This window comes from Bradyrhizobium sp. 14AA, assembly GCF_054185205.1.
Map to the genome: position 1 here is coordinate 556,496 of NZ_JAVAYM010000002.1, position 19,891 is coordinate 576,386.

Annotated in this window: 21 protein-coding genes; 13 read left to right on the forward strand and 8 right to left on the reverse strand. The window is 65.5% G+C overall.

From position 1 onward, the window contains the following. Positions 1–61: 61 nt before the first annotated feature. The 3 genes from RAD15_RS07590 to RAD15_RS07600 all read right to left on the reverse strand — a co-directional run bounded on the left by RAD15_RS07590 (position 62) and on the right by RAD15_RS07600 (position 2,652). Positions 62–721 carry a hypothetical protein gene (locus RAD15_RS07590; protein WP_458175964.1) on the reverse strand — a complete coding sequence of 220 codons (660 nt, stop codon included), beginning with the start codon at positions 719–721 and terminating at the stop codon, positions 62–64. 155 nt (positions 722–876) lie between these two features. Beyond that, on the reverse strand, positions 877–1,566 hold the full coding sequence (locus RAD15_RS07595) for a class I SAM-dependent methyltransferase (RefSeq protein ID WP_095426049.1): 690 nt from the start codon (positions 1,564–1,566) through the stop codon (positions 877–879). A gap of 33 nt (positions 1,567–1,599) precedes the next feature. Then, positions 1,600–2,652, reverse strand: coding sequence for a glycosyltransferase family 4 protein (locus RAD15_RS07600; protein WP_458175966.1), 1,053 nt, complete (start codon positions 2,650–2,652; stop codon positions 1,600–1,602). Between the two features lie 274 nt (positions 2,653–2,926). Between RAD15_RS07600 and RAD15_RS07605 the strand changes: the two genes are divergently transcribed. Beyond that, positions 2,927–3,643: a L,D-transpeptidase gene (locus tag RAD15_RS07605; RefSeq protein ID WP_458175968.1), complete on the forward strand. Its 717-nt coding sequence runs from the start codon at positions 2,927–2,929 to the stop codon at positions 3,641–3,643. Between the two features lie 114 nt (positions 3,644–3,757). Continuing rightward, positions 3,758–4,177 (forward strand): c-type cytochrome, encoded by a 420-nt coding sequence (locus RAD15_RS07610; RefSeq protein WP_458175970.1) that lies wholly within the window; start codon positions 3,758–3,760, stop codon positions 4,175–4,177. Here RAD15_RS07610 and RAD15_RS07615 read toward each other — a convergent pair. Both RAD15_RS07615 and RAD15_RS07620 read right to left on the reverse strand, forming a co-directional pair. After that, complete coding sequence (locus RAD15_RS07615) at positions 4,174–4,443, reverse strand: hypothetical protein (protein WP_458175972.1); 270 nt, start codon at positions 4,441–4,443, stop codon at positions 4,174–4,176. The two genes, RAD15_RS07610 and RAD15_RS07615, sit on opposite strands and share 4 nt — an antisense overlap. Continuing rightward, positions 4,436–5,224, reverse strand: coding sequence for a DUF899 domain-containing protein (locus RAD15_RS07620; protein ID WP_458175974.1), 789 nt, complete (start codon positions 5,222–5,224; stop codon positions 4,436–4,438). Before RAD15_RS07620 ends, RAD15_RS07615 begins: the two co-directional genes overlap by 8 nt. Positions 5,225–5,374: 150 nt before the next feature. On the opposite strand from RAD15_RS07620, the gene RAD15_RS07625 reads away from it, so the two are divergent. The 8 genes from RAD15_RS07625 (at position 5,375) to RAD15_RS07660 (ending at position 14,915) form a co-directional block, all read left to right on the forward strand. Then, positions 5,375–6,595, forward strand: coding sequence for a helix-turn-helix domain-containing protein (locus RAD15_RS07625; protein ID WP_458175976.1), 1,221 nt, complete (start codon positions 5,375–5,377; stop codon positions 6,593–6,595). A gap of 29 nt (positions 6,596–6,624) precedes the next feature. Continuing rightward, positions 6,625–7,266, forward strand: coding sequence for a Vgb family protein (locus RAD15_RS07630; RefSeq protein ID WP_458175978.1), 642 nt, complete (start codon positions 6,625–6,627; stop codon positions 7,264–7,266). 122 nt (positions 7,267–7,388) lie between these two features. Next, on the forward strand, positions 7,389–8,957 hold the full coding sequence (locus tag RAD15_RS07635; protein WP_458175980.1) for a DUF4403 family protein: 1,569 nt from the start codon (positions 7,389–7,391) through the stop codon (positions 8,955–8,957). Between the two features lie 103 nt (positions 8,958–9,060). Then, a complete protein-coding gene (locus tag RAD15_RS07640) occupies positions 9,061–10,170 on the forward strand; it encodes an ABC transporter ATP-binding protein (protein ID WP_458175982.1) in 1,110 nt (369 codons plus the stop codon). Between the two features lie 54 nt (positions 10,171–10,224). After that, positions 10,225–11,274, forward strand: a complete 1,050-nt coding sequence (locus RAD15_RS07645) for an ABC transporter substrate-binding protein (RefSeq protein ID WP_458175984.1) — start codon at positions 10,225–10,227, stop codon at positions 11,272–11,274. Positions 11,275–11,296: 22 nt separating this feature from the next. Continuing rightward, positions 11,297–12,559 carry an ABC transporter permease gene (locus RAD15_RS07650; RefSeq protein WP_458175986.1) on the forward strand — a complete coding sequence of 421 codons (1,263 nt, stop codon included), beginning with the start codon at positions 11,297–11,299 and terminating at the stop codon, positions 12,557–12,559. Further along, a complete protein-coding gene (locus RAD15_RS07655; RefSeq protein ID WP_458175988.1) occupies positions 12,556–13,383 on the forward strand; it encodes an ABC transporter permease in 828 nt (275 codons plus the stop codon). The genes RAD15_RS07650 and RAD15_RS07655 overlap by 4 nt, the downstream gene beginning before the upstream one ends. A gap of 320 nt (positions 13,384–13,703) precedes the next feature. Then, a complete protein-coding gene (locus tag RAD15_RS07660; RefSeq protein ID WP_458175990.1) occupies positions 13,704–14,915 on the forward strand; it encodes an ABC transporter substrate-binding protein in 1,212 nt (403 codons plus the stop codon). 164 nt (positions 14,916–15,079) lie between these two features. Here RAD15_RS07660 and RAD15_RS07665 read toward each other — a convergent pair whose 3' ends face one another. Further along, positions 15,080–15,604, reverse strand: a complete 525-nt coding sequence (locus RAD15_RS07665; protein WP_458175992.1) for a PRC-barrel domain-containing protein — start codon at positions 15,602–15,604, stop codon at positions 15,080–15,082. Between the two features lie 226 nt (positions 15,605–15,830). Further along, the gene (locus RAD15_RS07670) at positions 15,831–16,400 is read right to left on the reverse strand and encodes a hypothetical protein (RefSeq protein WP_458175994.1); all 570 of its coding nucleotides are present in this window, start codon (positions 16,398–16,400) and stop codon (positions 15,831–15,833) included. A gap of 180 nt (positions 16,401–16,580) precedes the next feature. Here RAD15_RS07670 and RAD15_RS07675 point away from each other — a divergent pair, with 180 nt between their 5' ends. Together RAD15_RS07675 and RAD15_RS07680 are read left to right on the forward strand one after the other, a co-directional pair. Next, the gene (locus tag RAD15_RS07675; RefSeq protein WP_458175996.1) at positions 16,581–17,336 is read left to right on the forward strand and encodes a response regulator; all 756 of its coding nucleotides are present in this window, start codon (positions 16,581–16,583) and stop codon (positions 17,334–17,336) included. Positions 17,337–17,349: 13 nt separating this feature from the next. Beyond that, positions 17,350–18,675, forward strand: a complete 1,326-nt coding sequence (locus tag RAD15_RS07680; RefSeq protein WP_458175998.1) for an ATP-binding protein — start codon at positions 17,350–17,352, stop codon at positions 18,673–18,675. A gap of 67 nt (positions 18,676–18,742) precedes the next feature. On the opposite strand, the gene RAD15_RS07685 is transcribed toward RAD15_RS07680, so the two are convergent. Next, on the reverse strand, positions 18,743–18,940 hold the full coding sequence (locus RAD15_RS07685) for a hypothetical protein (RefSeq protein WP_458176000.1): 198 nt from the start codon (positions 18,938–18,940) through the stop codon (positions 18,743–18,745). A gap of 225 nt (positions 18,941–19,165) precedes the next feature. Between RAD15_RS07685 and RAD15_RS07690 the strand changes: the two genes are divergently transcribed. Continuing rightward, positions 19,166–19,708: a transglycosylase SLT domain-containing protein gene (locus tag RAD15_RS07690; RefSeq protein ID WP_458176002.1), complete on the forward strand. Its 543-nt coding sequence runs from the start codon at positions 19,166–19,168 to the stop codon at positions 19,706–19,708. Positions 19,709–19,891: the final 183 nt, after the last annotated feature.

Below are 19,891 nucleotides of genomic sequence, written 5' to 3' on the forward strand. Positions count from 1 at the left end.
TGGATGCCCGGGACAAGCCCGGGCATGACAATAGACATTCGTGGCCTGGGCAACGGCCGGATCAGGCGTGCTGCTCTTCGAGCGTGGGCTCGCTGATGAGGCCCAGCGTGTGCTCGGGGTTGAGGTGCAGGCCGGGGTCCATCAGCTCGCCGCGCATCAGCGCCAGCGGCGCATTGCGATAGAGCATCAGGTCGTGGAAGGGGTCAGTCAGGATCTTGGTCATCCAGACGAGGCCGGTCTCGACGTCGCGAATGAAGAACAGGTGCACGGTGCGGAACAGCAGGCCGCCGCCGCCGATCGCGAGCCAGATCTTGGCAACCTGACGCATGAAGTCGGTCGCGCTCGCCCAGGGCGTGAACAGGCCGAACAGCGTGGGATCGGCGAACAGCACCAGGGGCGATGCCGCCCAGATCGCCATCAGCACCACCTTGCGCTGAAGGTTGTAGCCGACCTTGATCTCTTCCTTGTGCTCGTGCGTCGCCTGGTTGATGTGGTCGTAAGTATGCGGCTCGAAGAAGAAGTGACCGGCCTGGCGCGAGGTCATCGAGACCAGCCAGCCGACCAGCGCGGACACCACGGGATCGATGAACAGCCAGACATAGGCGAAGAGAAAGCTCAGCGCGCTGACGAAGTGCAGGCTCTGATTGATGCGGCTGTGGTGATAGTAGCGATGGTCGTCCCAGCGCTGGATCCGCAGCTGTTCGAGATAATTCTTGATCATGCTCTCCCCCAAAATGCTTTCGGGTTCAGGATTTACAGGGATTCGATGTAGGCCGTGTGACATCATCATTTTGTCATGTGACGATGCGCAGCGGCGCGATGACGCACGTGAACGCGTGAGCGGCGGATCGAGCCGCCGCTCTTACGCAGCCTTCCTCAAGCCGCCTTCGCGACGTCAACCTTGCGGAAGCGCACCAGCGAGAAATGGCCGAGCGGCGGAATCAGGCGGCGCTCGGCGAGCTCGATGCCGTGGGCACCGGCCAGCCACTTGGCATAACGCGACCAGGCGAACTCGGCGGTGCGGAAGCCGAGCGGACGCACCACCGGCTGGAGCTTCTGCTCGATGAAGCGGCGCATGCCGGCGTCGGCGCTGACGCGGGTCAGGATGATCAGTTCGCCGCCGGGGCGCAGCACGCGGGCGAATTCGTCGAGCGCCTTCTCCGGGTTCGGCACCGCCGTGACGACATATTGCGCCATCACGACGTCGAAGGAATTGTCGGGGAATTCGAGCTTCTCGGCGTCCATCACCGCGAGCCCCTCGACGTTCTTCAGCTTGCCCTCGGTGACGCGCTGGCGCGCCTTGTCCAGCATCGCCTCCGAGATGTCGGTGCCGAAGATGCGCAGGTTCGGGGCATAGAGCGGCAGCGAGATGCCGGTGCCGACGCCAACCTCGAGCACGCGGCCGCCGATCTTGTTGGTGGCCGCGATCGCCGCCTGCCGGCCCTTGGCGAACACACCGCCGAACACGAGATCGTAGACGGGCGCCCAGCGATCGTAGGCCTGCTCGACCGTGCCGCGGGTGAGGTCGAGCTGCTGGGTGCCGTCAAGGTTCATGATCTTAGCCATCGATGAGGTTCTCGCTGTGGTTCAAATGAAAGATCAACCGCGCACCGGCCGCCGCGCCATGCGAGGCGAGGCGCGCAAGGCACGGCTGGGCTGCAGTGAGGTGAGGTTGCCGACGAACTGGCGCGCGCTGTTTTCCCAGGAGCGTTCCAGCGCAAAATTCCGGCAGGTCTCGCGCGACATGGTGAGCGCGCGCAGGCACGCGGTACGCAGATCGTGGTCGATCGCGCCGATCGGATGATCGGCGATGACGTCCTTCGGGCCCGTCACCGGGAATGCCGCAACCGGCGTGCCGCAGGCGAGCGCCTCGAGCTGCACCACGCCGAACGTGTCGGTCAGGCTGGGGAAGACGAACACGTCGGCGGCGGCGAGATGCGCGGTGAGATCTGCGCCCTTCTTCTCGCCGAGGAAGACGACATCAGGATATTTCTTCTCGAGCGCCGCCTTCTGCGGGCCGTCGCCGACGACGACCTTGGTGCCGGGCAGATCGAGCGAGAGGAATGCTTCGAGGTTCTTCTCCACCGCCACGCGGCCCATCGTCATGAAGATCGGGCCCGGCAGGTCGAGCTTGGCCGGACTGTCGGGATGGAACAGCTCGGTGTTGACGCCGCGCGTCCAGAAGCCGAGCCGCTTGAAGCCGCGCTCGGACAGCTCCTGCCGCAGCGAGGGCGTCGCGACCATGGTCATGGCGGCAGCATCGTGGAAGTGGCGCAGCACGGCGTAGCCGACGGCGGCCGGGATGCCGGTTCGCACCGCAACATACTCCGGAAAGCGCGTCGTGTAGGAGGTCGTGAAGGCGAGCCGGTTGCGGCGGCAATAGGCCCGCGCCGCCCAGCCGATCGGGCCTTCGGTCGCGATGTGCAGCGCATCGGGCGCCGCCTTCTCGATCCGCCGCGCGATCTCTTTACCGCTCGGCAGCGCGATGCGCAGGCCCGGATAGGTCGGCAGCGGCCACGACGGAAAGCCGTCCGGCGTCAGAAAGTCGATCTCGACGTCGAGGGCCTTGGCCGCATTCGCCAGCGAGGTCAGCGTCCGGACCACCCCGTTAACCTGCGGATGCCAGGCGTCAGTCGCGATTAATACCCGCATGGGGAAATCCCGAGAGTTTGATGATTCTCGGCTTAGGACCATCAACCACGGATATTTCAGGCGTGTGACGTCATAGAAGTGTCGGCCCGCTGTTTTGTTCGTTAACGAGCCCGCGCGGCCACGAAACTGTCATGAAACAATCCTTGCCGCCATGAAACCGTTTTCGGTTTTCCGCGCAAATGTCCCGAAACGTTTTGCCGTTAGGAAGTTAGGCAACGGAGCACCGCAATGGTGCCGCGGTGGCAAAGAACACCGAGCAAACAGGGGCGATCAAATGTTCAATCTGGACACGTTCAAGACGTATTCGCGCGCCGTTGCCTTCGGCGCAGTCGCGATCTCTGCAATCGCATTTTCGGGTTCGGCCAAGGCCGCGCCGGTGCAGCTCTTCCCCTTCTTCCAGCCGCTGCCGCCGATGGCCGCGCCGCAGCCGATCCAGCCCTATCAGCCCTACCAGGCGCCGACCTATCAGAGCGCGCCGTCCGAAGACCAGGACGCGGTCGAGATGCCGGCCCGCTTCCGCCGCCAGACCGTCTCCTACGCGACGCGTGAAGCGCCGGGCACCATCATCATCGATACGCCCAACACCTATCTCTATTACGTGCTCGGCAACGGCCAGGCGATGCGCTACGGCATCGGCGTCGGCCGCGACGGCTTCACCTGGTCCGGCATCCAGTCGGTGACCAAGAAGGCGGAGTGGCCGGATTGGACCCCGCCGCCGGAAATGATCGCCCGCCAGCCCTATCTGCCGCGCCACATGGCCGGCGGCCCCGGCAACCCGCTTGGCGCCCGCGCCATGTATCTCGGCGGCACCATCTACCGCATCCACGGCACCAACGCTCCCGAGACCATCGGCAAGCACGTCTCGTCCGGCTGCATCCGCATGACCAACGACGACGTCACCGACCTCTACTCCCGCGTCAACGTCGGCACCAAGGTGATCGTGCTGCCGATGACGGAACGCCGCGCCGATCTCGGAGCCGCAACGCGCTAACGCGACAGGACATTGTGACGCAAACGGCCCCGGAACCCACCGGGGCCGTTTTCGTTTGCCCTCGAGATCCCGACGCGCTCGCATGTTGCGGCGCGATCCCCGATGGAGACGCCGATGCAATCACGCCTGCGAATGCTGCAAGGCCGATCGCTGCGCTCGATCGCCGGCGCCGGAGCAGTGACACTTGTGCTGTCCGCAACCGCGTCGCTCGCACAGCAACCGGCGAGCACCGACGCAGCCCAGCAGGCCTTCAACAATTCCTGCCGCACCTGCCATTCGGTCAAGGAAGGCGACAATCGCCTCGGTCCCAACCTCAACAGGATCGTCGGCCGCAAGGCCGGCGCGCTGCCGAACTACAATTATTCGCCGTCGATGAAAGAGGCCGGCTTCACCTGGGACCAGGACAAGCTCACCCGCTTCATGGTCAAGCCGGACGAGGTCGTATCCGGCAACAAGATGCAGCCCTATGGCGGCGTCTCGGCGGAGGAGGCGGCGAAGGTGATTGCTTATTTGCAGGCGGCGGGTTCGCACTAACTACGCCGCCGCTCCGCAATCAGCCTCAGCCACGCCGCCGAATGAAACGCGCTCATCAGGAGATACATCGGCACCATCCCGCCGAGCAGAGACCCCTGCCCGGCCGCGCAGAGCATGTCCGCCGGGCCGCCGCCGAGCATGACCGTCAGCACGGCCATGATCGCGAAGGTCGGTGTGGCCGCCAACGCCAGCCACTTCGCGAGGTGGCGCGCGGCCACCACGCCGTCGCGGCTGGCGCCGGCCGTTGCGCTGACGGGACTAGTCACGTCCTTCCGCAGCCTCCTTGCGAAACGCCTTCTCGCCGGCGTCGGAGATCTCGGCCCATTTCTTGTCGGGCGCAGCACCCTCGGTGTAGCTGTCGTGCCAGTTCCACCATTTGTAGGTCGGCGTCTGCGGATAGCCCTTTGGCGAATCCTCCCACACCTCCTGGCGGCCGAGCGGGGTGATGTCGAGATAATTCCAGGTGCCGCCCATCTGCTCGTCGCCGCGGCTCTTGATGAAGTAGGTGCGGAAGATGCGGTCGCCGTCGCGGTAGAACACGTTGGTGCCGTGCCATTCGTCCACGCCGAAATCGGCGTCGAAACTGTCGGTGACGGTGACCCAGGGCATGGTCCAGCCCATATGCTTCTTCAGCCTGATGATGTCGGCCTGCGGCGCGCGCGAGGCGAACACCAGCGTGGTGTCGCGGGCGTTGAGGTGCGAGACATGGGCGACCTGGTCGGCCACCATCGAGCAGCCCCGGCAGGCCTGATCGGGCCAGCCGAATACGCCCGGCTCGAAGAAGGCGCGGTAGACGATCAGCTGCCGCCGGCCCTGAAAAAGGTCGAGCAGGCTGACCTTGCCGCCGGGCCCCTCGAACGCATAGGTTTTGTCCACCGCCATCCACGGCATGCGCCGGCGCTCGGCGGCGAGAGCGTCGCGGGCATGGGTATGCGCCTTTTCCTTCACGAGCAGTTGCTGACGGGCTGCCTCCCAGTCCTGCGGCGACACCACCGGCGGTGTTTGCATGGCGGCGTTGGTTCCTGCTTTTTCAACTGATGTCATCATGACTCTCCAAACCTCTTGCTTGACGTCTTGTCCGGGCGGCCGTTCCGAGTCTCGCGGAACCGCTCGCCCCTCACCGCATGGTGTCGGCCGTCAACGATTTCTGACACCTCGCGGTTGCGCGGTGGGAGTAACAAGTGTGGCGGGATTGCCATGGAGTCGCTGATCATTGCCGCGGCGCGCGCGTTGGAGGCCGGCGATCCGCTCGGCGCCCTGAACCGCGTTGCGTTGCGCAACGATGCGCCGTCGCTGGCGCTGCGCGGCATCGCGATGGCGCAGCTCGGCGATCTCGCGAAGGCGAAGGTGCTGCTGCGGAGCGCCGCCCGCGCATTCGGCTCGCGCGAGGCGGTCGCGCGCGCAAGATGCGTGGTGGCCGAAGCCGAGATCGCCCTCGTCTCGCGCGACCTGGGTTGGCCGGCAAAAACGCTCGCAGCTGCGCGGGCGACACTCGAAAAGCACGGCGATCTCGCCAACGCCGCGCATGCGGGCCACATCGAGGCGCGCCGTCTTCTTCTGATCGGGCGCCTCGACGAAGCCGAGCGTACACTGGCCGAGCTCGGCACCTCGCCGCTGCCGCCGGCATCCCAGGCCGTCCGCGAGCTCGTGGTCGCGGGCATCGCAATCAGGCGGATCAGAACGAGAGATGCCCGCGTGGCGCTCGACCGCGCGGCCAAGGCGGCTCGACGGGCGCAAATCCCGGCACTCGTGGCCGAGGTCGACAGCGCGAACCTCATCCTCGACACGCCGGCAGCGCGCCTGATCGCGCGCGGCGGCGAACACCCGTTGTTGCTCGGAGAGGTCGAAAGACTGGCGACCTCGACGGCGCTCGTCGTGGACACGTTCCATCACGTCGCGCGCAGGCAAGGCGTCGTCGCGGCGTTCGGAACGCGGCCGGTGCTGTTCGCGCTCGTCCGTCTCCTGGCGCAGGCATGGCCCGCGGATGTCTCGCGAGAGACGTTGATCTCGGGTGCGTTTCGAGCGAAGCACGTCGATGAATCGCACCGCGCGCGTTTGCGCGTCGAGATCGGGCGGCTCCGCACCAAGCTCAAACCGCTGGCCGACGTCAACGCGACGAAGCAGGGATTCGTGCTGGCACCGCGCAAGACGCGCGACGTCCTCGTGCTGGCGCGACCGGTGGAGGAGAAGCACGCCACCCTCCTCGCCTTCCTCTCCGACGGCGAGCCCTGGTCGAGCTCGGCGCTCGCACTGGCGCTTGGAACCAGCGCGCGCACCGTGCAGCGGGCCCTCGACGAGCTGGCGCGGTCGAACAAGGTGCAGTTCTTCGGGCATGGCCGAGCCCGGCGCTGGATGACCCCGCCCATCCCGGGTTTCCCGACAGGCTTGTTACTCCCGGGACCGCTTCTGAAGACGTAAGGTAGGCGCACATCACAGGGATCGAGCACATGAAACGTTCAGCTGCCGAGATCGTCAGGGAGTACGGTCCATTTGAAGGCGTCGACCACGTGCATGGCGTCACCTATGACGGCTCCCATGTCTGGTTTGCATCCGGCGACAAATTGAATGCGGTCGATCCCGCTGGCGGCAATATCACACGCTCGATCGACGTCGCCGCGCATGCGGGAACGGCATTCGACGGCCGGCACCTGTTCCAGATCGCCGAGGATCGCATCCAGAAGATCGACGCCGCCACCGGCAAGGTGCTCACCACCATTCCGGCGCCGGGCGGCGGCGGCGATTCCGGATTGGCCTGGGCCGAAGGCTCGCTCTGGGTTGGCCAATATCGCGAGCGCAAGATCCATCAGGTCGATCCGGCAACGGGGAAGGTTCTGCGCACCATCGAGAGCAAGCGCTTCGTGACCGGGGTGACCTGGGTCGACGGCGAGCTTTGGCATGGCACCTGGGAAGGCGAGGATAGCGACATCAGGCGGATCGATCCCGAGACCGGCAAGGTGCTCGAGCAGATCGACCTGCCGGCCGGCACGATGGTCTCGGGGCTGGAGTCCGATGGCGGCGATCGCTTCTTCTGTGGTGGCGGCCCTCGCGGCAATGTGAGAGCGGTCCGCCGTCCCCGGCGCGGGGCCTGACTGCACGGCGACGGCGCGTTCGCAGCCATTAACCTGTTCGCCCCAATTCCACCCCACCGGTGCGCTCTAGCGCCCTTCTCGCCCGCCCTGTAAAATCCCCGGCGGGGCGACTTGGGGGATAGATGCGTCTGACGTTGAATTTGAAGACTGTGCTGATCGCCGTGGCGGTGCTCGCGGTGTCGTTTTTCGTCAGCCTGAAGGCGATGGACTGGCTGTCGCCGCGCGCGACCATATCCGCGCCGCCCGTCGCGCAATTGCCGCCGTTGCCGCCGGTCGCGAAGAGTTCGATCGTGGTCGCCCCGGTCGCCATCGCGCTGTCGGCGATCCGCGACCAGGCCGAGAAAGCCGCGCCGCGCAATTTCGCCGGCAAGGCCGACAACCCGATCTCGCAGATCCTGGAGAACGCCGATATCGGCTGGACCGCTGTCCGCGGGCCGATGGCGGCTGCCGGCGACAAGGACGTGCTGACGATCTCGACGCCGCTCAGCGGCAAGCTGAACGTGACGGGCTCGCTGTCCGCCAAAGCCACCGGCGCGCTCGGCGACGCGCTCGGCAGCGTGCTCGGCGGTGACGCAGCGAAACGGATCGGCGCAGTCAACATCAAGAATTTGAATGCCAGCGCCGAGATCCGGGGCAACGTGGTCATCACCTCGCGACCGAAGCTCGCGGCCAACTGGCATCTCGAGCCCAATCTCGCAGCCCAGGTCAATCTCGGCGATACCAACGTCAACGTCGCCGGCGCCAAGGTCAACGTGCCGGCGCAGGTCAAGCCGCTGATCGACAAGACCGTCGGCGAGCAGATCAACGCCGTCTCCGAGCGCATCCGCAACGATCCCTCGCTGCGGGAGAACGCGAAGGTGCAATGGGCCAAGGCCTGCCGCTCGATTCCGCTGCAAGGATCCAGCTCGTCGTCCACGTTGCCGCCGCTCTGGCTGGAGATGAAGCCGATCCGCGCCATCGCCGCGCAGCCGCGCGTCGATGCCCAGGCCGTGACTCTGCTGATGGGCCTGGAAGCGGAGACGCGCGTGACGTCGACGCAGACCAAGCCGGACTGCCCGTTTCCCGACAAGATCTCGATCGTGCCGCCGACCGGCACCGGCGTGAATATCGGCGTGCCGATCGACGTGCCCTTCACCGAGATCAACAAGCTGATCGCCGCGCAGATGGTCGGCCATACCTATCCCGAGGACGGCTCCGGTCCAGTCGACGTCACCGTCAAGAGCGTCAACGTGGTTCCGTCCGGCGACCGGCTGCTGATTTCGCTTCTGGTGCGCGCCAAGGAGAAGAAGAGCTGGCTCGGTCTCGGCGCCGAGGCGACCGTGCACATCTGGGGCCGGCCGATGCTCGACCAGGCGCAGCAGACGCTGCGGCTCGCCGACATCCAGCTCGCGGTGGAATCCGAGGCGGCCTTCGGCCTGCTCGGCGCAGCGGCCCGCGCGGTGGTGCCGCAGATGCAGCAGGCGCTGGTGCAGAAGGCGACGATCGACCTGAAGCCGATCGCCGCCAACGCACGCGAGAAGATCGCAGCGACCATCGCCGACTTCCAGAAAAGCGAGGACGGCGTCAAGGTCGATGCCAGGATCGACACCCTGACGCTCGCCGACATCGCTTTCGACTCCAAGACGCTACGCATCGTCGCGGAAGCCGGCGGCGCGCTGAATGTGTCCGTGACGAAGCTGTCGGGGATGTAGCGCGCTTTCGCACCGCTGGCATTCTCGTTGGAGGCTGCTAAGCTGATCTTCGCAGCCTCGGACGAGGTGCTGAGAGCACTGTAGAGGGTAACGCGAGGACAACATGGAAGCCGGCATGGTCACGCCTGCGCCGGCATTGGTGCGCTTCTCCGGCATTCAGAAGACCTACGATGGCGAGCATCTCGTGGTGAAGAACCTCGATCTCGACATCAGGAAGGGCGAGTTCATCACCCTGCTCGGCCCATCGGGCTCCGGCAAGACGACCACGCTGATGATGCTGGCTGGCTTCGAGGTTCCGACCCAGGGCGAGATCTACCTCACGGAACGGCCGATCAAGAACGTGCCGCCGCACAAGCGCGACATCGGCATGGTGTTCCAGAACTATGCCTTGTTTCCGCACCTGACGATCGCGGAGAATATCGCCTTCCCGCTCTCCGTTCGCAACACGAACAAGGCGGAAGCGCAGGAGCGCGTCAGCGCGGCGTTGCGCATGATCAAGATGGAGACCCTGGCGCACCGGCGCCCCGGGCAGCTGTCCGGCGGGCAGCAGCAGCGCGTGGCGCTGGCCCGCGCACTGGTCTTCAATCCGCAGCTCGTACTGATGGACGAGCCCCTGGGCGCCCTGGACAAGCGCCTGCGGGAGCAGATGCAGCTGGAGATCAAGCAGTTGCACGAGAGGATGGGCATCACAATCGTCTATGTCACCCACGACCAGAGCGAGGCGCTCACCATGTCGGACCGCATCGCCGTGTTCAACGACGGCATCGTGCAGCAGATCGACAGGCCCGACGCGCTGTACGAGCATCCGGTGAACAGCTTCGTCGCCCACTTCATCGGCGAGAACAATGTGCTGGCCGGCACCGTCGAGACGGTCGACAAGGACTATTGCCGCGTCGCGCTGGCGGGTGGCGGCGCCGTGACCGCACGGGCGGTCAACGTATCGGGCGCCGGCGCAGCGACCTCGCTGTCGGTGCGGCCGGAGCGGATCGCCATCATCCCGGACGGCACCTCCAGCGACGGACCGAACCGCCTGCCGGCCAAAGTGCAGAACACCATCTATCTCGGCGACCATGCGCTGGCCGTCCTCGATGTCGCCGGCAACGGGGAATTCATGGTCAAGCTTCAGCCCGGAGCGCACGACAGCCTGGTACATGGTGAAAGCGTGTTCATCACCTTCCGCCCCGAGGACTGCCTGGCGCTCGATCCGGTCTGATCCAGACCCGTATCGATCACCTCAACGCAACAAGATGAAGAAGGAACAACGACCATGCTGAAGCGCAAGATTGCTCTGGGTTTCGCCGCGGCGTTCAGCGCCAGCGCTGCACTGGTCACGGTCGCAGAGGCGCGTGACCTCACAATCGTGTCGTGGGGCGGCGCGTATCAGGATACCCAGAAGAAAGTCTATTTCGAGCCGTTCAAGAAGGCGGCCGGCGTTCCCATGAACGACGAATCCTGGGACGGCGGCGTCGGCGTGTTGCGCGCCAAGGTGCAGGGCGGCGCCGCCACCTGGGACGTCGTCCAGGTCGAGAGCGACGAGCTCGCGGTCGGCTGCGAGGAAGGCCTGTTCGAGAAGATGGACTATTCCAAGATCGGCGGCGAGGCCGCCTATATCCCGCCGTCGGTCAACGCTTGCGGCGTCGGCGCCATCCTCTACGATTTCGTTCTCGGCTACGACAAGGACAAGCTGAAGCAGGCGCCGGGTGGCTGGGCCGATTTCTTCGACACCAAGAAGATTCCGGGCAAGCGCGGCCTGCGCCAGGGCCCGAAGACCACGCTGGAGATCGCGCTGATGGCCGACGGCGTCGCGCCGAAGGACGTCTACAAGGTGCTGGCGACCGACGAGGGCGTCGAGCGCGCCTTCAAGAAGCTCGACACCATCAAGGGCGACATCGTCTGGTGGAAGGCCGGCGCCCAGCCGCCGCAACTGCTCGCCTCCGGCGAGGTCGCGATGACCTCGGTCTACAATGGCCGCATCGACACCGCGAACAAGAACGAGAAGAAGAACTTCGGCATGGTGTGGGACGGCGCGCTGTTCACCCTCGACAGCTGGGTCATCCTGAAGGGCAGCCCGAACAAGGACGCGGCCTACAAGTTCCTGGATTTCGTCGGCAAGGCGGAGAACCAGTCGAAATTGTCGGAGAACATTGCCTACGGCACCTCGAACAGGGACGCCGCCGGCAAGCTGCAGCCCGCCGTGCTGAAGGACCTGCCGACGGCCCCTGACAACATCAAGAACGCGGTCGAGATCAACGTCGGCTTCTGGCTCGAGAACATCGATCGCCTGACCGAGCGCTTCAACAAATGGGCCGCGAAGTAGCGCACGCCGCAAGGCTTGACCCATGACAGATGCGCGCTTGACCGGGGCCAATGCGTCGACCGAAGTGCCGCTCAAGCGCCGATTGAGGCGCGCAGAGCGATCACGCCAGGTCAAGGCATTGGCGCTGGTGCTGCCGCTTCTCGTCTTCCTGCTCTTCACGTTCGCCGGGCCCATCGCCGGCATGCTGTGGCGCGCGGTCGATGACAGGGAGGTGCGTCAGGTTCTGCCTCAAACGATCGCTGCTCTCGCCAACTGGGACGGCAAGGACCTGCCGGACGAAAAGGCCTACGCAGCGTTGGCAAGCGACATTCTGGCGGCGCGCGCCGCCGCCACCGTCGCGATCGCTGCCAAGCGGCTCAACTACGCGCTGAACGGTTTTCGCACGATCCTCACCAGCACGGCACGCAATCTGAAGGCAGCGCCCGAGCCCGGCACCGCAAAGGAGGCGCTGGTCAAGATCAACCCGGCCTGGCGCGAACGCACCACCTGGACGACGATCAGGGATGCCGGTGGCCCAGTGACCGGCTTCTACCTTCTCGCGGCACTAGACCTGACGCGGAACGTGGACGGCGCGATCGTCGCGGCCTCGCCGGATCAGGCCATCTACCGCGAAATTTTCGCCCGCACCTTCCTCATCAGCATCAGTGTCACGGCACTCTGCCTGTTGCTCGGCTTCCCGGTCGCTTACCTGCTGGCGACGCTGCCGCCCGGCCGCTCGAACCTGCTGATGATCTTCGTCCTGCTGCCGTTCTGGACATCGCTCCTGGTCCGCACCTGCGCCTGGATCGTGCTGTTGCAGAGCAAGGGCGTCGTGAACGACAGCCTGCACTGGCTTGGCATCATCGACGAGCCGTTGCGCCTGATCTACAACCGCTTCGGCGTCTGCGTGGCGATGACCCACGTGCTCCTGCCGTTCATGATCCTGCCGCTGTACAGCAGCATGAAGGCGATCTCGCCCGCCTACATGCGCGCCGCCGCTTCGCTCGGTGCGCCGCCCCTCACCGCCTTCCTGCGGATCTACCTGCCGCAGACGTTGCCTGGCATCGGTGCGGGAAGCCTGCTCGTCTTCATCCTGGCACTCGGCTACTACATCACGCCGGCCCTCGTCGGCGGCGCCGCCGATCAGATGATCAGCTACTTCATCGCGCTCTACACGACCGAGACGGCCAACTGGGGCCTTGCTTCGGCATTGGGTGCGGTGCTGCTGCTCGCCACCCTTCTGCTGGCGCTCGTCTACGGCAAGCTGGTGCAGGGCCAGCAGGTCACGGGAGGGATGAAGAATTGAGCGACAATTCCTCTCTCCGCACGCCGAGCCAGCGCATCGCGTGGACCGCGACCATCGTCATCTCCACGCTGGTGTTCATCTTCCTGATCGCGCCAATCCTGGCGATCATGCCGCTGTCCTTCAGCTCGGGCTCCTATCTCACCTATCCGCTGCCCGGCCTGTCCCTGCGCTGGTACGACGATTTCATCAATTCGCCGCGCTGGATGAATTCGCTGAAGAACAGCATGATCATCGGCGTCGCCTCGACGGCGCTGTCCATGGTGCTCGGCACGCTGGCCGCGCTGGGGCTGGCGCAGTGGAAGAGCCGGTTCAAGCCGCTCATTCTTGCATTCGTGCTGTCGCCGGTCGTCGTGCCCGGCGTCATCACCGCGGTCGGCCTGTATTTCTTCTTCGCGCCGATGGGACTGACCGGCAGCTATCTCGGCCTGATCCTGGCCCACACCGCGCTCGCGACGCCGTTTGTGGTGATCACGGTCGGCGCGACGCTGCAAAGCTTCGACACCAATCTTTCGCGCGCCGCCGCCTCGCTCGGCGCCTCGCCGCTTCAAGCATTCCGCCGTGTGATCCTGCCGTTGATCCTGCCTGGCCTCGCATCGGGCGCACTGTTCGCCTTCGCGACCAGCTTCGATGAGGTGGTGATTGTGCTGTTCATGGCAGGGCCGGAGCAACGCACGCTGCCGCGCGAAATGTTCAGCGGCATCCGCGAGAACATCAGCCCGACGATCACGGCAGCCGCGGTCATCCTGACGACGGTCTCGGTGATCCTCCTCGCCACCCTGGAAGGCCTGCGCCGGCGCAACGAACGGCTCAAGGGCAGCGGCTGAGGGGCGGCGCGCCGGATGAGAGATCTCTGTCCGCAACCACAGTATGGTAGGGTGGGCAAAGCGAAGCGTGCCCACCACTCCTATTGGAGTGTTGGATCGATGGTGGACACGGCGCAAGTGCGCCTTTGCCCACCCTACGATCCCGGACTCGCGGGAAGGAGACACTGTCTCGCCCGCAAGGGGAGAGGGTGAGGAACACCGCCCGCCCCTTCCGATTTTGCATCCCGCTATGGCGCGCACCGCTTAGCTGCCGCGATCGATAGTCGCTAGAACAGTCCCTGCAACAAAGCCCAAACAACAACACACAGGGAGAAACAAACATGCAAAAACTCATCGCCACCCTCGCTGCCGGTCTGGCCCTCGCCGCCACGTCCGGCGCGGCGCAGGCGCAGATTTCCGACGACGTCGTCAAGATCGGCGTGCTCACGGACATGTCGAGCCTCTATGCGGACGCGACTGGCAAGGGCTCGCTGGCCGCGGTCGAGATGGCGGTTGCCGATTACGGCGCCAAGGTTGCGGGCAAGCCCGTGCAGGTGGTCGCCGCCGATCACCAGAACAAGCCCGACGTCGGCGTCAACATCGCCCGCAACTGGTACGACAACGACAAGGTCGATGCGATCTTCGACGTGCCGACGTCCTCGGTGGCGCTGCCGATCTCGGCGCTGACGCGCGAGAAGAACAAGATCAACATCAATTCGGGCGGCGGCTCCTCCGACATCACCGGCGTTGCCTGCTCGCCCAACACCGTGCACTGGACCTACGACACCTATGCGCTATCGAACGTCGCCGGCAAGGCGATGGTCAAGCGCGGCGAGGACACCTGGTTCTTCGTCACCGCCGACTACGCCTTCGGCATGGCGCTGCAGCGCGACGCCGCCAACGTCGTCAAGGAGAGCGGCGGCAAGGTGCTCGGCGAGGTCCGTCATCCGCTCAACTCGTCGGACTTCTCCTCGTTCCTGCTGCAGGCCCAGGCCTCCAGGGCCAAGGTGGTCGCGCTGGCGAACGCCGGCGGCGACACCACCAACGCGCTGAAGCAGGCGGCCGAGTTCGGCCTGACCCAGGGCGGCCAGAAGATGATCGCGCTCTTGCAGGAGATCACCGACACGCACTCGCTCGGCATCAAGGCGACGCAAGGCCTGATCGTCACCGATGCCTTCTACTGGGACATGAACGAGGAGACGCGCGCCTTCTCAAAGCGCTTCAACGAGAAGGTCGGCCACATGCCGACCATGATCCAGGCCGGCCTCTATTCGGCGACCATGCACTATCTGAAGGCGATCGACGCTATCAAGACCGACGAAGCCCCGAAGGTGATGGCGCAGATGCGCGCGACGCCGGTCAACGACTTCTTCGCCAGGAACGGCAAGGTCCGCATCGACGGCCGCATGGTGCACGACATGTATCTGTTCGAGGTGAAGAAGCCCGAGGATTCCAAGGGCGAGTGGGACCTCTACAAGCTGATCGCCACCGTGCCCGGCGACGAGGCGTTCCGTCCGCTCGACAAGGGCGGCTGCCCGCTGGTGACGCACTAGCTTCGGCATTTTCCGTCATTGCGAGCGAAGCGTAGCAATCCAGAATCCCTCCACGGCGACAGTCTGGATTGCTTCGTCGCAAGAGCTCCTCGCAATGACTAAGACACGACGGCGCGCCCGGTGAAAACCGGGCGCGCCTCGTTTAGCTGCTCACGCGAACCGCATTACTCCGAATACTTGAACTCGGGCATGTTCTTCAGCTCTTCCTTGCTCGCATTGAACATGGCGTGATCCGGATACCATTTCGACGAGGACGACGTCGTGGTCGTCGCGGTCTTGTCGGTGCCGGTCGCAGCGCCGGTCGTGGTCGACGCAGCGGGCTTGGCGCCCGGATTCGTCGCGGCGCCGGTATAGGCCACGGCCTCGTTGACGAACTTCAACTTCTCGTACGGCACGGCGACCAGATGCTCGCCCATTCCGAGGAAGCCGCCGACGCCGATCACGGCAATCTTGACGTTGCCGCTCTTGTCCATCAGCAACTCGTTGATCGAGCCGATGTTCTCGTTGGCCTCATTGTAGACCTTCAGGCCCGACATCTTCGACGTACGCCACTCGCCGGAAGCGGTCGTGGTGGCCGTCGTGGCGGCGGCCGGCGCCTTGTCGGTGGTGGCGGTCGGCGCTTGCGCGAACGCAAAGGTTGCAAGCAGCGCGGTGCCGGCGAGGCCGGCGGCGATCGATTTCGTCAGCATGTTGTCCTCTCCTTCACAGAAAACTCGTGTTGAGAAAACAGCGCTGAACACACGCAGTTCCTTGCGCGCGGCAATTTCGTCGCGCGATGCGCGAGCGGGAAAGTCTCGCGAGGCGTTCCTACGTCACCCAGGAACATTTTGCGGCGCACGGTTCCCCGCCGACGATCGTGCGCCCTGGGTGAAGCACGGTCGCGGCGAGGAACGCGCCAACCCGCGTCGCGCGAGGTCAGCTCTTGTAGTCGATCAGAAGTGCGGAAAAATCCGAATTGCCGGACGAACTGCCGCTGGCGCCGTAGGATGAGCTCGACGATTGCGACTGCTGGAGCGCCTGCAGGAACTGCTGGAGGATCTCGGCCGTGGTGGAAACCGCCGACGTGCTGGTCGTGTCCGTCGTCGTCGACGAATCCGAAGAGCTGTCGTCCGGCGGCGGACCGGGCGGAGGTCCGCCTGCGCCGCCGGGCCCGCCCGCCCCGCCGGGACCGTTCGCGAAGGCGGACTGAAACACGCTCTTGAGCTCGTCGGCCTGGTCCGAGGTCAGCGTGCCGTTCGACACCTCGTTGGAAATGAGGTCGTCGATCTTCGACTGCATCTCGTCCTTGGAGGGACGCGTGCCGCTCGACTGGTCGCTCGACCGGCTCTGCTGGAGCGCCGTGTCGATGTCGGTCAGCGCCGTCGAAAGCGCCGACTGGTCCGACGACGAGATCGTGCCGGCGGACACTTCCGATTGCAGTTCCTGCTGCAGCCGCTGCAACGGCGACTGGTAATTGCCGGCGGAGGCCGCCGAAATCGAGGTCATGATGGCTCCGTGGTTTTTGCGGGCTTTCGTGGCCGACACCGCCACGGTATGGTTAACGGCCTTAACGAGACCTTGCTGCTTTCCTGCCCGGTCGTGTCCCGGTGTTACCGCAAGGGCTACGGAAACAATCTGAAACAAAAATCTTCGCCTTTTGGCCCTAATCTTGGACAAACAAAGCGCATGGCCATTCCCAATCCCAACATCCTGGTCGTCGAAGACGACCGCGAAACCCGGACGTTGATTGCGAAGTACCTGCGCAACAACGCCTGCAACGTCACCGCCGTGAGCGACGGCCGCGAGATGTCGCGCGCCATGGCCGATCATCGCGTGGACCTCATCATCCTCGACGTCATGCTGCCGGGCGAGGACGGCCTCAGCCTGTGCCGCAAGGTACGTTCGGAGGCGCAGACGCCGATCATCATGCTGACCGCGCGCGGTGAGGACATCGACCGCATCGTCGGCCTCGAGATGGGCGCGGACGACTATCTGCCGAAACCGTTCAACCCGCGCGAGCTGCTCGCGCGCATCAACGCGGTGCTCCGTCGCCAGGCCGCAGCGCAGGCGGCAAGCTCGATCGAAGGCGCGAGCACGCTCGCCTTCGAAGGCTGGCGCATCGATTTGCGCCTGCGCGAGCTGCGCAATCCCGAAGGCGCGCGCGTCGCGGTGACCAGCGCCGAGTTCGACCTCTTGCGCACGTTCTGCGAGCGGCCCGGCCGCGTGCTGTCGCGCGACAGCCTGCTCGACCTCACGCAAGGGCGCAACACCGGCTCGTTCGAACGCTCCATCGACGTGCTGGTCAGCCGCATCCGCCGCAAGATCGAGCCCAATCCGGCCGATCCGACCATCATCAAGACGGTGCGTTCCGGCGGCTATCTGTTCACGCCGCGAACCGAAGCGGCGAGCAACGAGGCGGTTGCGGCTCCTCTGGGCAACTGAGGCGGCGCCGACGATGAAGCCGTTCGGGTTCTTCCACCTCAAGGGTATCGGCGGACAGATCGCCGCGCTGGTGGTGGCGTCGACCGTTGCGCTCCATCTCGTCGTCACCACCGCCTTCCTGATCAGCCGGCCGGACCGCCCGGACACGCCGCCGGACGGCGCCCATCAATTGACCGATGCCGCACTGCTGCTCGGCTCGGCCGAGCCCGGCGAACGGCCGCGCCTCGTTGCCGATCTCGCGCGCGCCTTCCCCAGGCTCGGCATCAAATTGCTCGCGCCCGGCGCCGCCGCGATCGTCGAACACAGCGACGGTGGGCACCTGCATGGGATGCGCCGGCATCTCGGACGGGGCTACAAGGCGGTGCAGCTGGATTCGGGTGGCGGCGCGCATCGCGTCGGCGTCGAATTGCCCGACGGCACCGTGATCGCGGGCCATGTCGACGGCGGCCCGCGGCCGTGGCTCTGGGGCGCGCCGTGGCTGACGACGCTGATGAGCGCCTTCATCTGCGTGACCGTGCTCGGCCTGTGGGCGGCGCGTGCTCTGGCGGCTCCGCTGTCGTCCTTTGCCAAGGCCGCAGAGAATTTCAGCCTGGACGGCACCGCCGAGCCGCTGCCCGAGCGCGGCCCGGAAGAGATCCGCCTGGTGGCGCGCGCGCTCAACCGCATGCACGAGCGGATCGCGCGGCTGATGTCCGATCGCACGCGGATGCTGGCCGCGATCAGCCACGATCTGCGTACGCCGATCACGCGGCTGCGCCTGCGTGCCGAGTTCATCGAGGACGAGGGCAACCGCAAGCGCATGCTGATCGACCTCGACCAGATGCGCTCGATGCTGGAATCCGTGCTGTCGCTGCTGCGCAACGACCGCAAGATCGAAGCGGTGACGCTGGTGGACATCGCGAGCACGCTCCAGCTCGTCGCCGACCAGTTCGGCGACATGGGCCATGTCGTGCATTACGAGGGACCGATCTCGGCGACGGCCGCCGCGCGGCCAGACGATCTGCATCGCGGCGTCACCAATCTCGTCGAGAACGCGGTGCGCTTCGGCGCCGAGGTGACGATCCGCCTCGATGTATCAGGCACCAAGCTCGTCATCGACGTCGAGGACGACGGTCCCGGCATTTCGGATGCGCGCAAGCAGGAGATGCTGGAGCCGTTCGTGCGCGGCGACGACGCGCGCACCATGGACGAGTCCACCGGCTTCGGCCTCGGCCTGTCGATCGCGCGCGCGATCGCGATCGCCCATGGCGGCGAGCTGTCGCTGCACGACCGCGAGCCGCATGGCTTGATCGTGCGGATGCAATTGCCGCTCTGGCAACAGCCGCGGCTGGCCGCGTAGGCACGATCCGGACCCGAAGGGCCGCGTTAGCGCAAAGCGTGCAGCGGTTTTCCGAAAGGCTCAGCCCTCAGGCGGCGAGCGGCGGGTGCTGGATCGCGTGCTCATCGAAGATCGCGACCGCCTCGAAGCGATAGCCGCAGGCCTGGCACTTCCAGAGATAGGAAACGCGGCCTTCGCCCGGCTCGATCCAGTCCGGCTTGGGAATCGGCGTGCCGCATTGGGCACACGGGTTCTGCTTGGGGATGCCAATGTCTGCTCGGGTCATGGACGTCCTCCCGCTGATTTTGAATAGCGATTTTTGGGCGAAGCACGAATGGACAGACCTGCTGTCGCGTAAGGCACTCCACCAAGTCCGAACTTAACCTGGGTTTGAGTCGTAAAAGCGACGGCTCGGCGAAAATCGCCGGTGGCGGCGTTTCGCCACATCATCGCCGTGTTCCCACGGCCTAACGCGCACGGGGGCAGGTCCGTTCTGCCGAGGAATAATTCGATGAGATTTTTACGCATTGCCGCGCTGCTCGCGGCCGGATTGGCGTCGTCGCAGGCCGCATTTGCGGGCGAGGCCGACTATGCCGCGATGGTCGCGGCCCATGCCCGCGCCAACGGCGTGCCGGAAGCGCTGGTGCATCGCGTCATCATGCGCGAGAGCCGCTATCAGCCCGGCCTCGTCGGCCATGGCGGCACCATCGGGCTGATGCAGATCAAGCTCGCGACCGCCCGCGGGGTCGGCTACACCGGCGATGCTGCCGGCCTGCGCGATCCCGAGACCAACCTCACCTATGCGGTGAAATACCTCGCCGGCGCCTATCGCGCCGCCAATGGCGACCACGCTAGAGCTGTGCGTTATTTCGCGGGCGGCTATTACTACGTTGCAAAGCGGCAGCGGCAGGAAACGGCGCAGCAGATGCTGCAGCAGGCCAGCAGCGAGACCTGGCTGGAGCCGAACGGCAATCCGCAGCCGATGTTCGGTACGGTGCCGCACAAGAAGCTCGCCCAGCGCGTCCGCAACGCGCGGGCGCAGGCGTTGAAGTAGCCTCCCGTGTCGTCCCGGACGCGCTGCAACGCCTTAGCGTTGCTGCGCAGAGCCGGGACCCAGCAACTTCCGCACGAAAATGGGCCCCGGTTCAGCAGCGCATCACTACGTGCTGCGCTGCGCCCGGGGCACGGCTGCGGTTCCCACCTAACGCGTTGACCACCCCGCCCCGCTGGCATACAT

Coding starts and splice junctions, on each gene's coding strand:
- RAD15_RS07675 (WP_458175996.1), top strand. CDS start 16,581: ATGGCCATTCCCAATCCCAACATCCTGGTCGTCGAAGACGACCGCGAA.
- RAD15_RS07650 (WP_458175986.1), top strand. CDS start 11,297: ATGACAGATGCGCGCTTGACCGGGGCCAATGCGTCGACCGAAGTGCCG.
- RAD15_RS07680 (WP_458175998.1), top strand. CDS start 17,350: ATGAAGCCGTTCGGGTTCTTCCACCTCAAGGGTATCGGCGGACAGATC.
- RAD15_RS07660 (WP_458175990.1), top strand. CDS start 13,704: ATGCAAAAACTCATCGCCACCCTCGCTGCCGGTCTGGCCCTCGCCGCC.
- RAD15_RS07670 (WP_458175994.1), bottom strand. CDS start 16,400: ATGACCTCGATTTCGGCGGCCTCCGCCGGCAATTACCAGTCGCCGTTG.
- RAD15_RS07595 (WP_095426049.1), bottom strand. CDS start 1,566: ATGGCTAAGATCATGAACCTTGACGGCACCCAGCAGCTCGACCTCACC.
- RAD15_RS07645 (WP_458175984.1), top strand. CDS start 10,225: ATGCTGAAGCGCAAGATTGCTCTGGGTTTCGCCGCGGCGTTCAGCGCC.
- RAD15_RS07620 (WP_458175974.1), bottom strand. CDS start 5,224: ATGATGACATCAGTTGAAAAAGCAGGAACCAACGCCGCCATGCAAACA.
- RAD15_RS07635 (WP_458175980.1), top strand. CDS start 7,389: ATGCGTCTGACGTTGAATTTGAAGACTGTGCTGATCGCCGTGGCGGTG.
- RAD15_RS07610 (WP_458175970.1), top strand. CDS start 3,758: ATGCAATCACGCCTGCGAATGCTGCAAGGCCGATCGCTGCGCTCGATC.
- RAD15_RS07685 (WP_458176000.1), bottom strand. CDS start 18,940: ATGACCCGAGCAGACATTGGCATCCCCAAGCAGAACCCGTGTGCCCAA.
- RAD15_RS07690 (WP_458176002.1), top strand. CDS start 19,166: ATGAGATTTTTACGCATTGCCGCGCTGCTCGCGGCCGGATTGGCGTCG.
- RAD15_RS07640 (WP_458175982.1), top strand. CDS start 9,061: ATGGAAGCCGGCATGGTCACGCCTGCGCCGGCATTGGTGCGCTTCTCC.
- RAD15_RS07605 (WP_458175968.1), top strand. CDS start 2,927: ATGTTCAATCTGGACACGTTCAAGACGTATTCGCGCGCCGTTGCCTTC.
- RAD15_RS07600 (WP_458175966.1), bottom strand. CDS start 2,652: ATGCGGGTATTAATCGCGACTGACGCCTGGCATCCGCAGGTTAACGGG.
- RAD15_RS07630 (WP_458175978.1), top strand. CDS start 6,625: ATGAAACGTTCAGCTGCCGAGATCGTCAGGGAGTACGGTCCATTTGAA.
- RAD15_RS07665 (WP_458175992.1), bottom strand. CDS start 15,604: ATGCTGACGAAATCGATCGCCGCCGGCCTCGCCGGCACCGCGCTGCTT.
- RAD15_RS07590 (WP_458175964.1), bottom strand. CDS start 721: ATGATCAAGAATTATCTCGAACAGCTGCGGATCCAGCGCTGGGACGAC.
- RAD15_RS07625 (WP_458175976.1), top strand. CDS start 5,375: ATGGAGTCGCTGATCATTGCCGCGGCGCGCGCGTTGGAGGCCGGCGAT.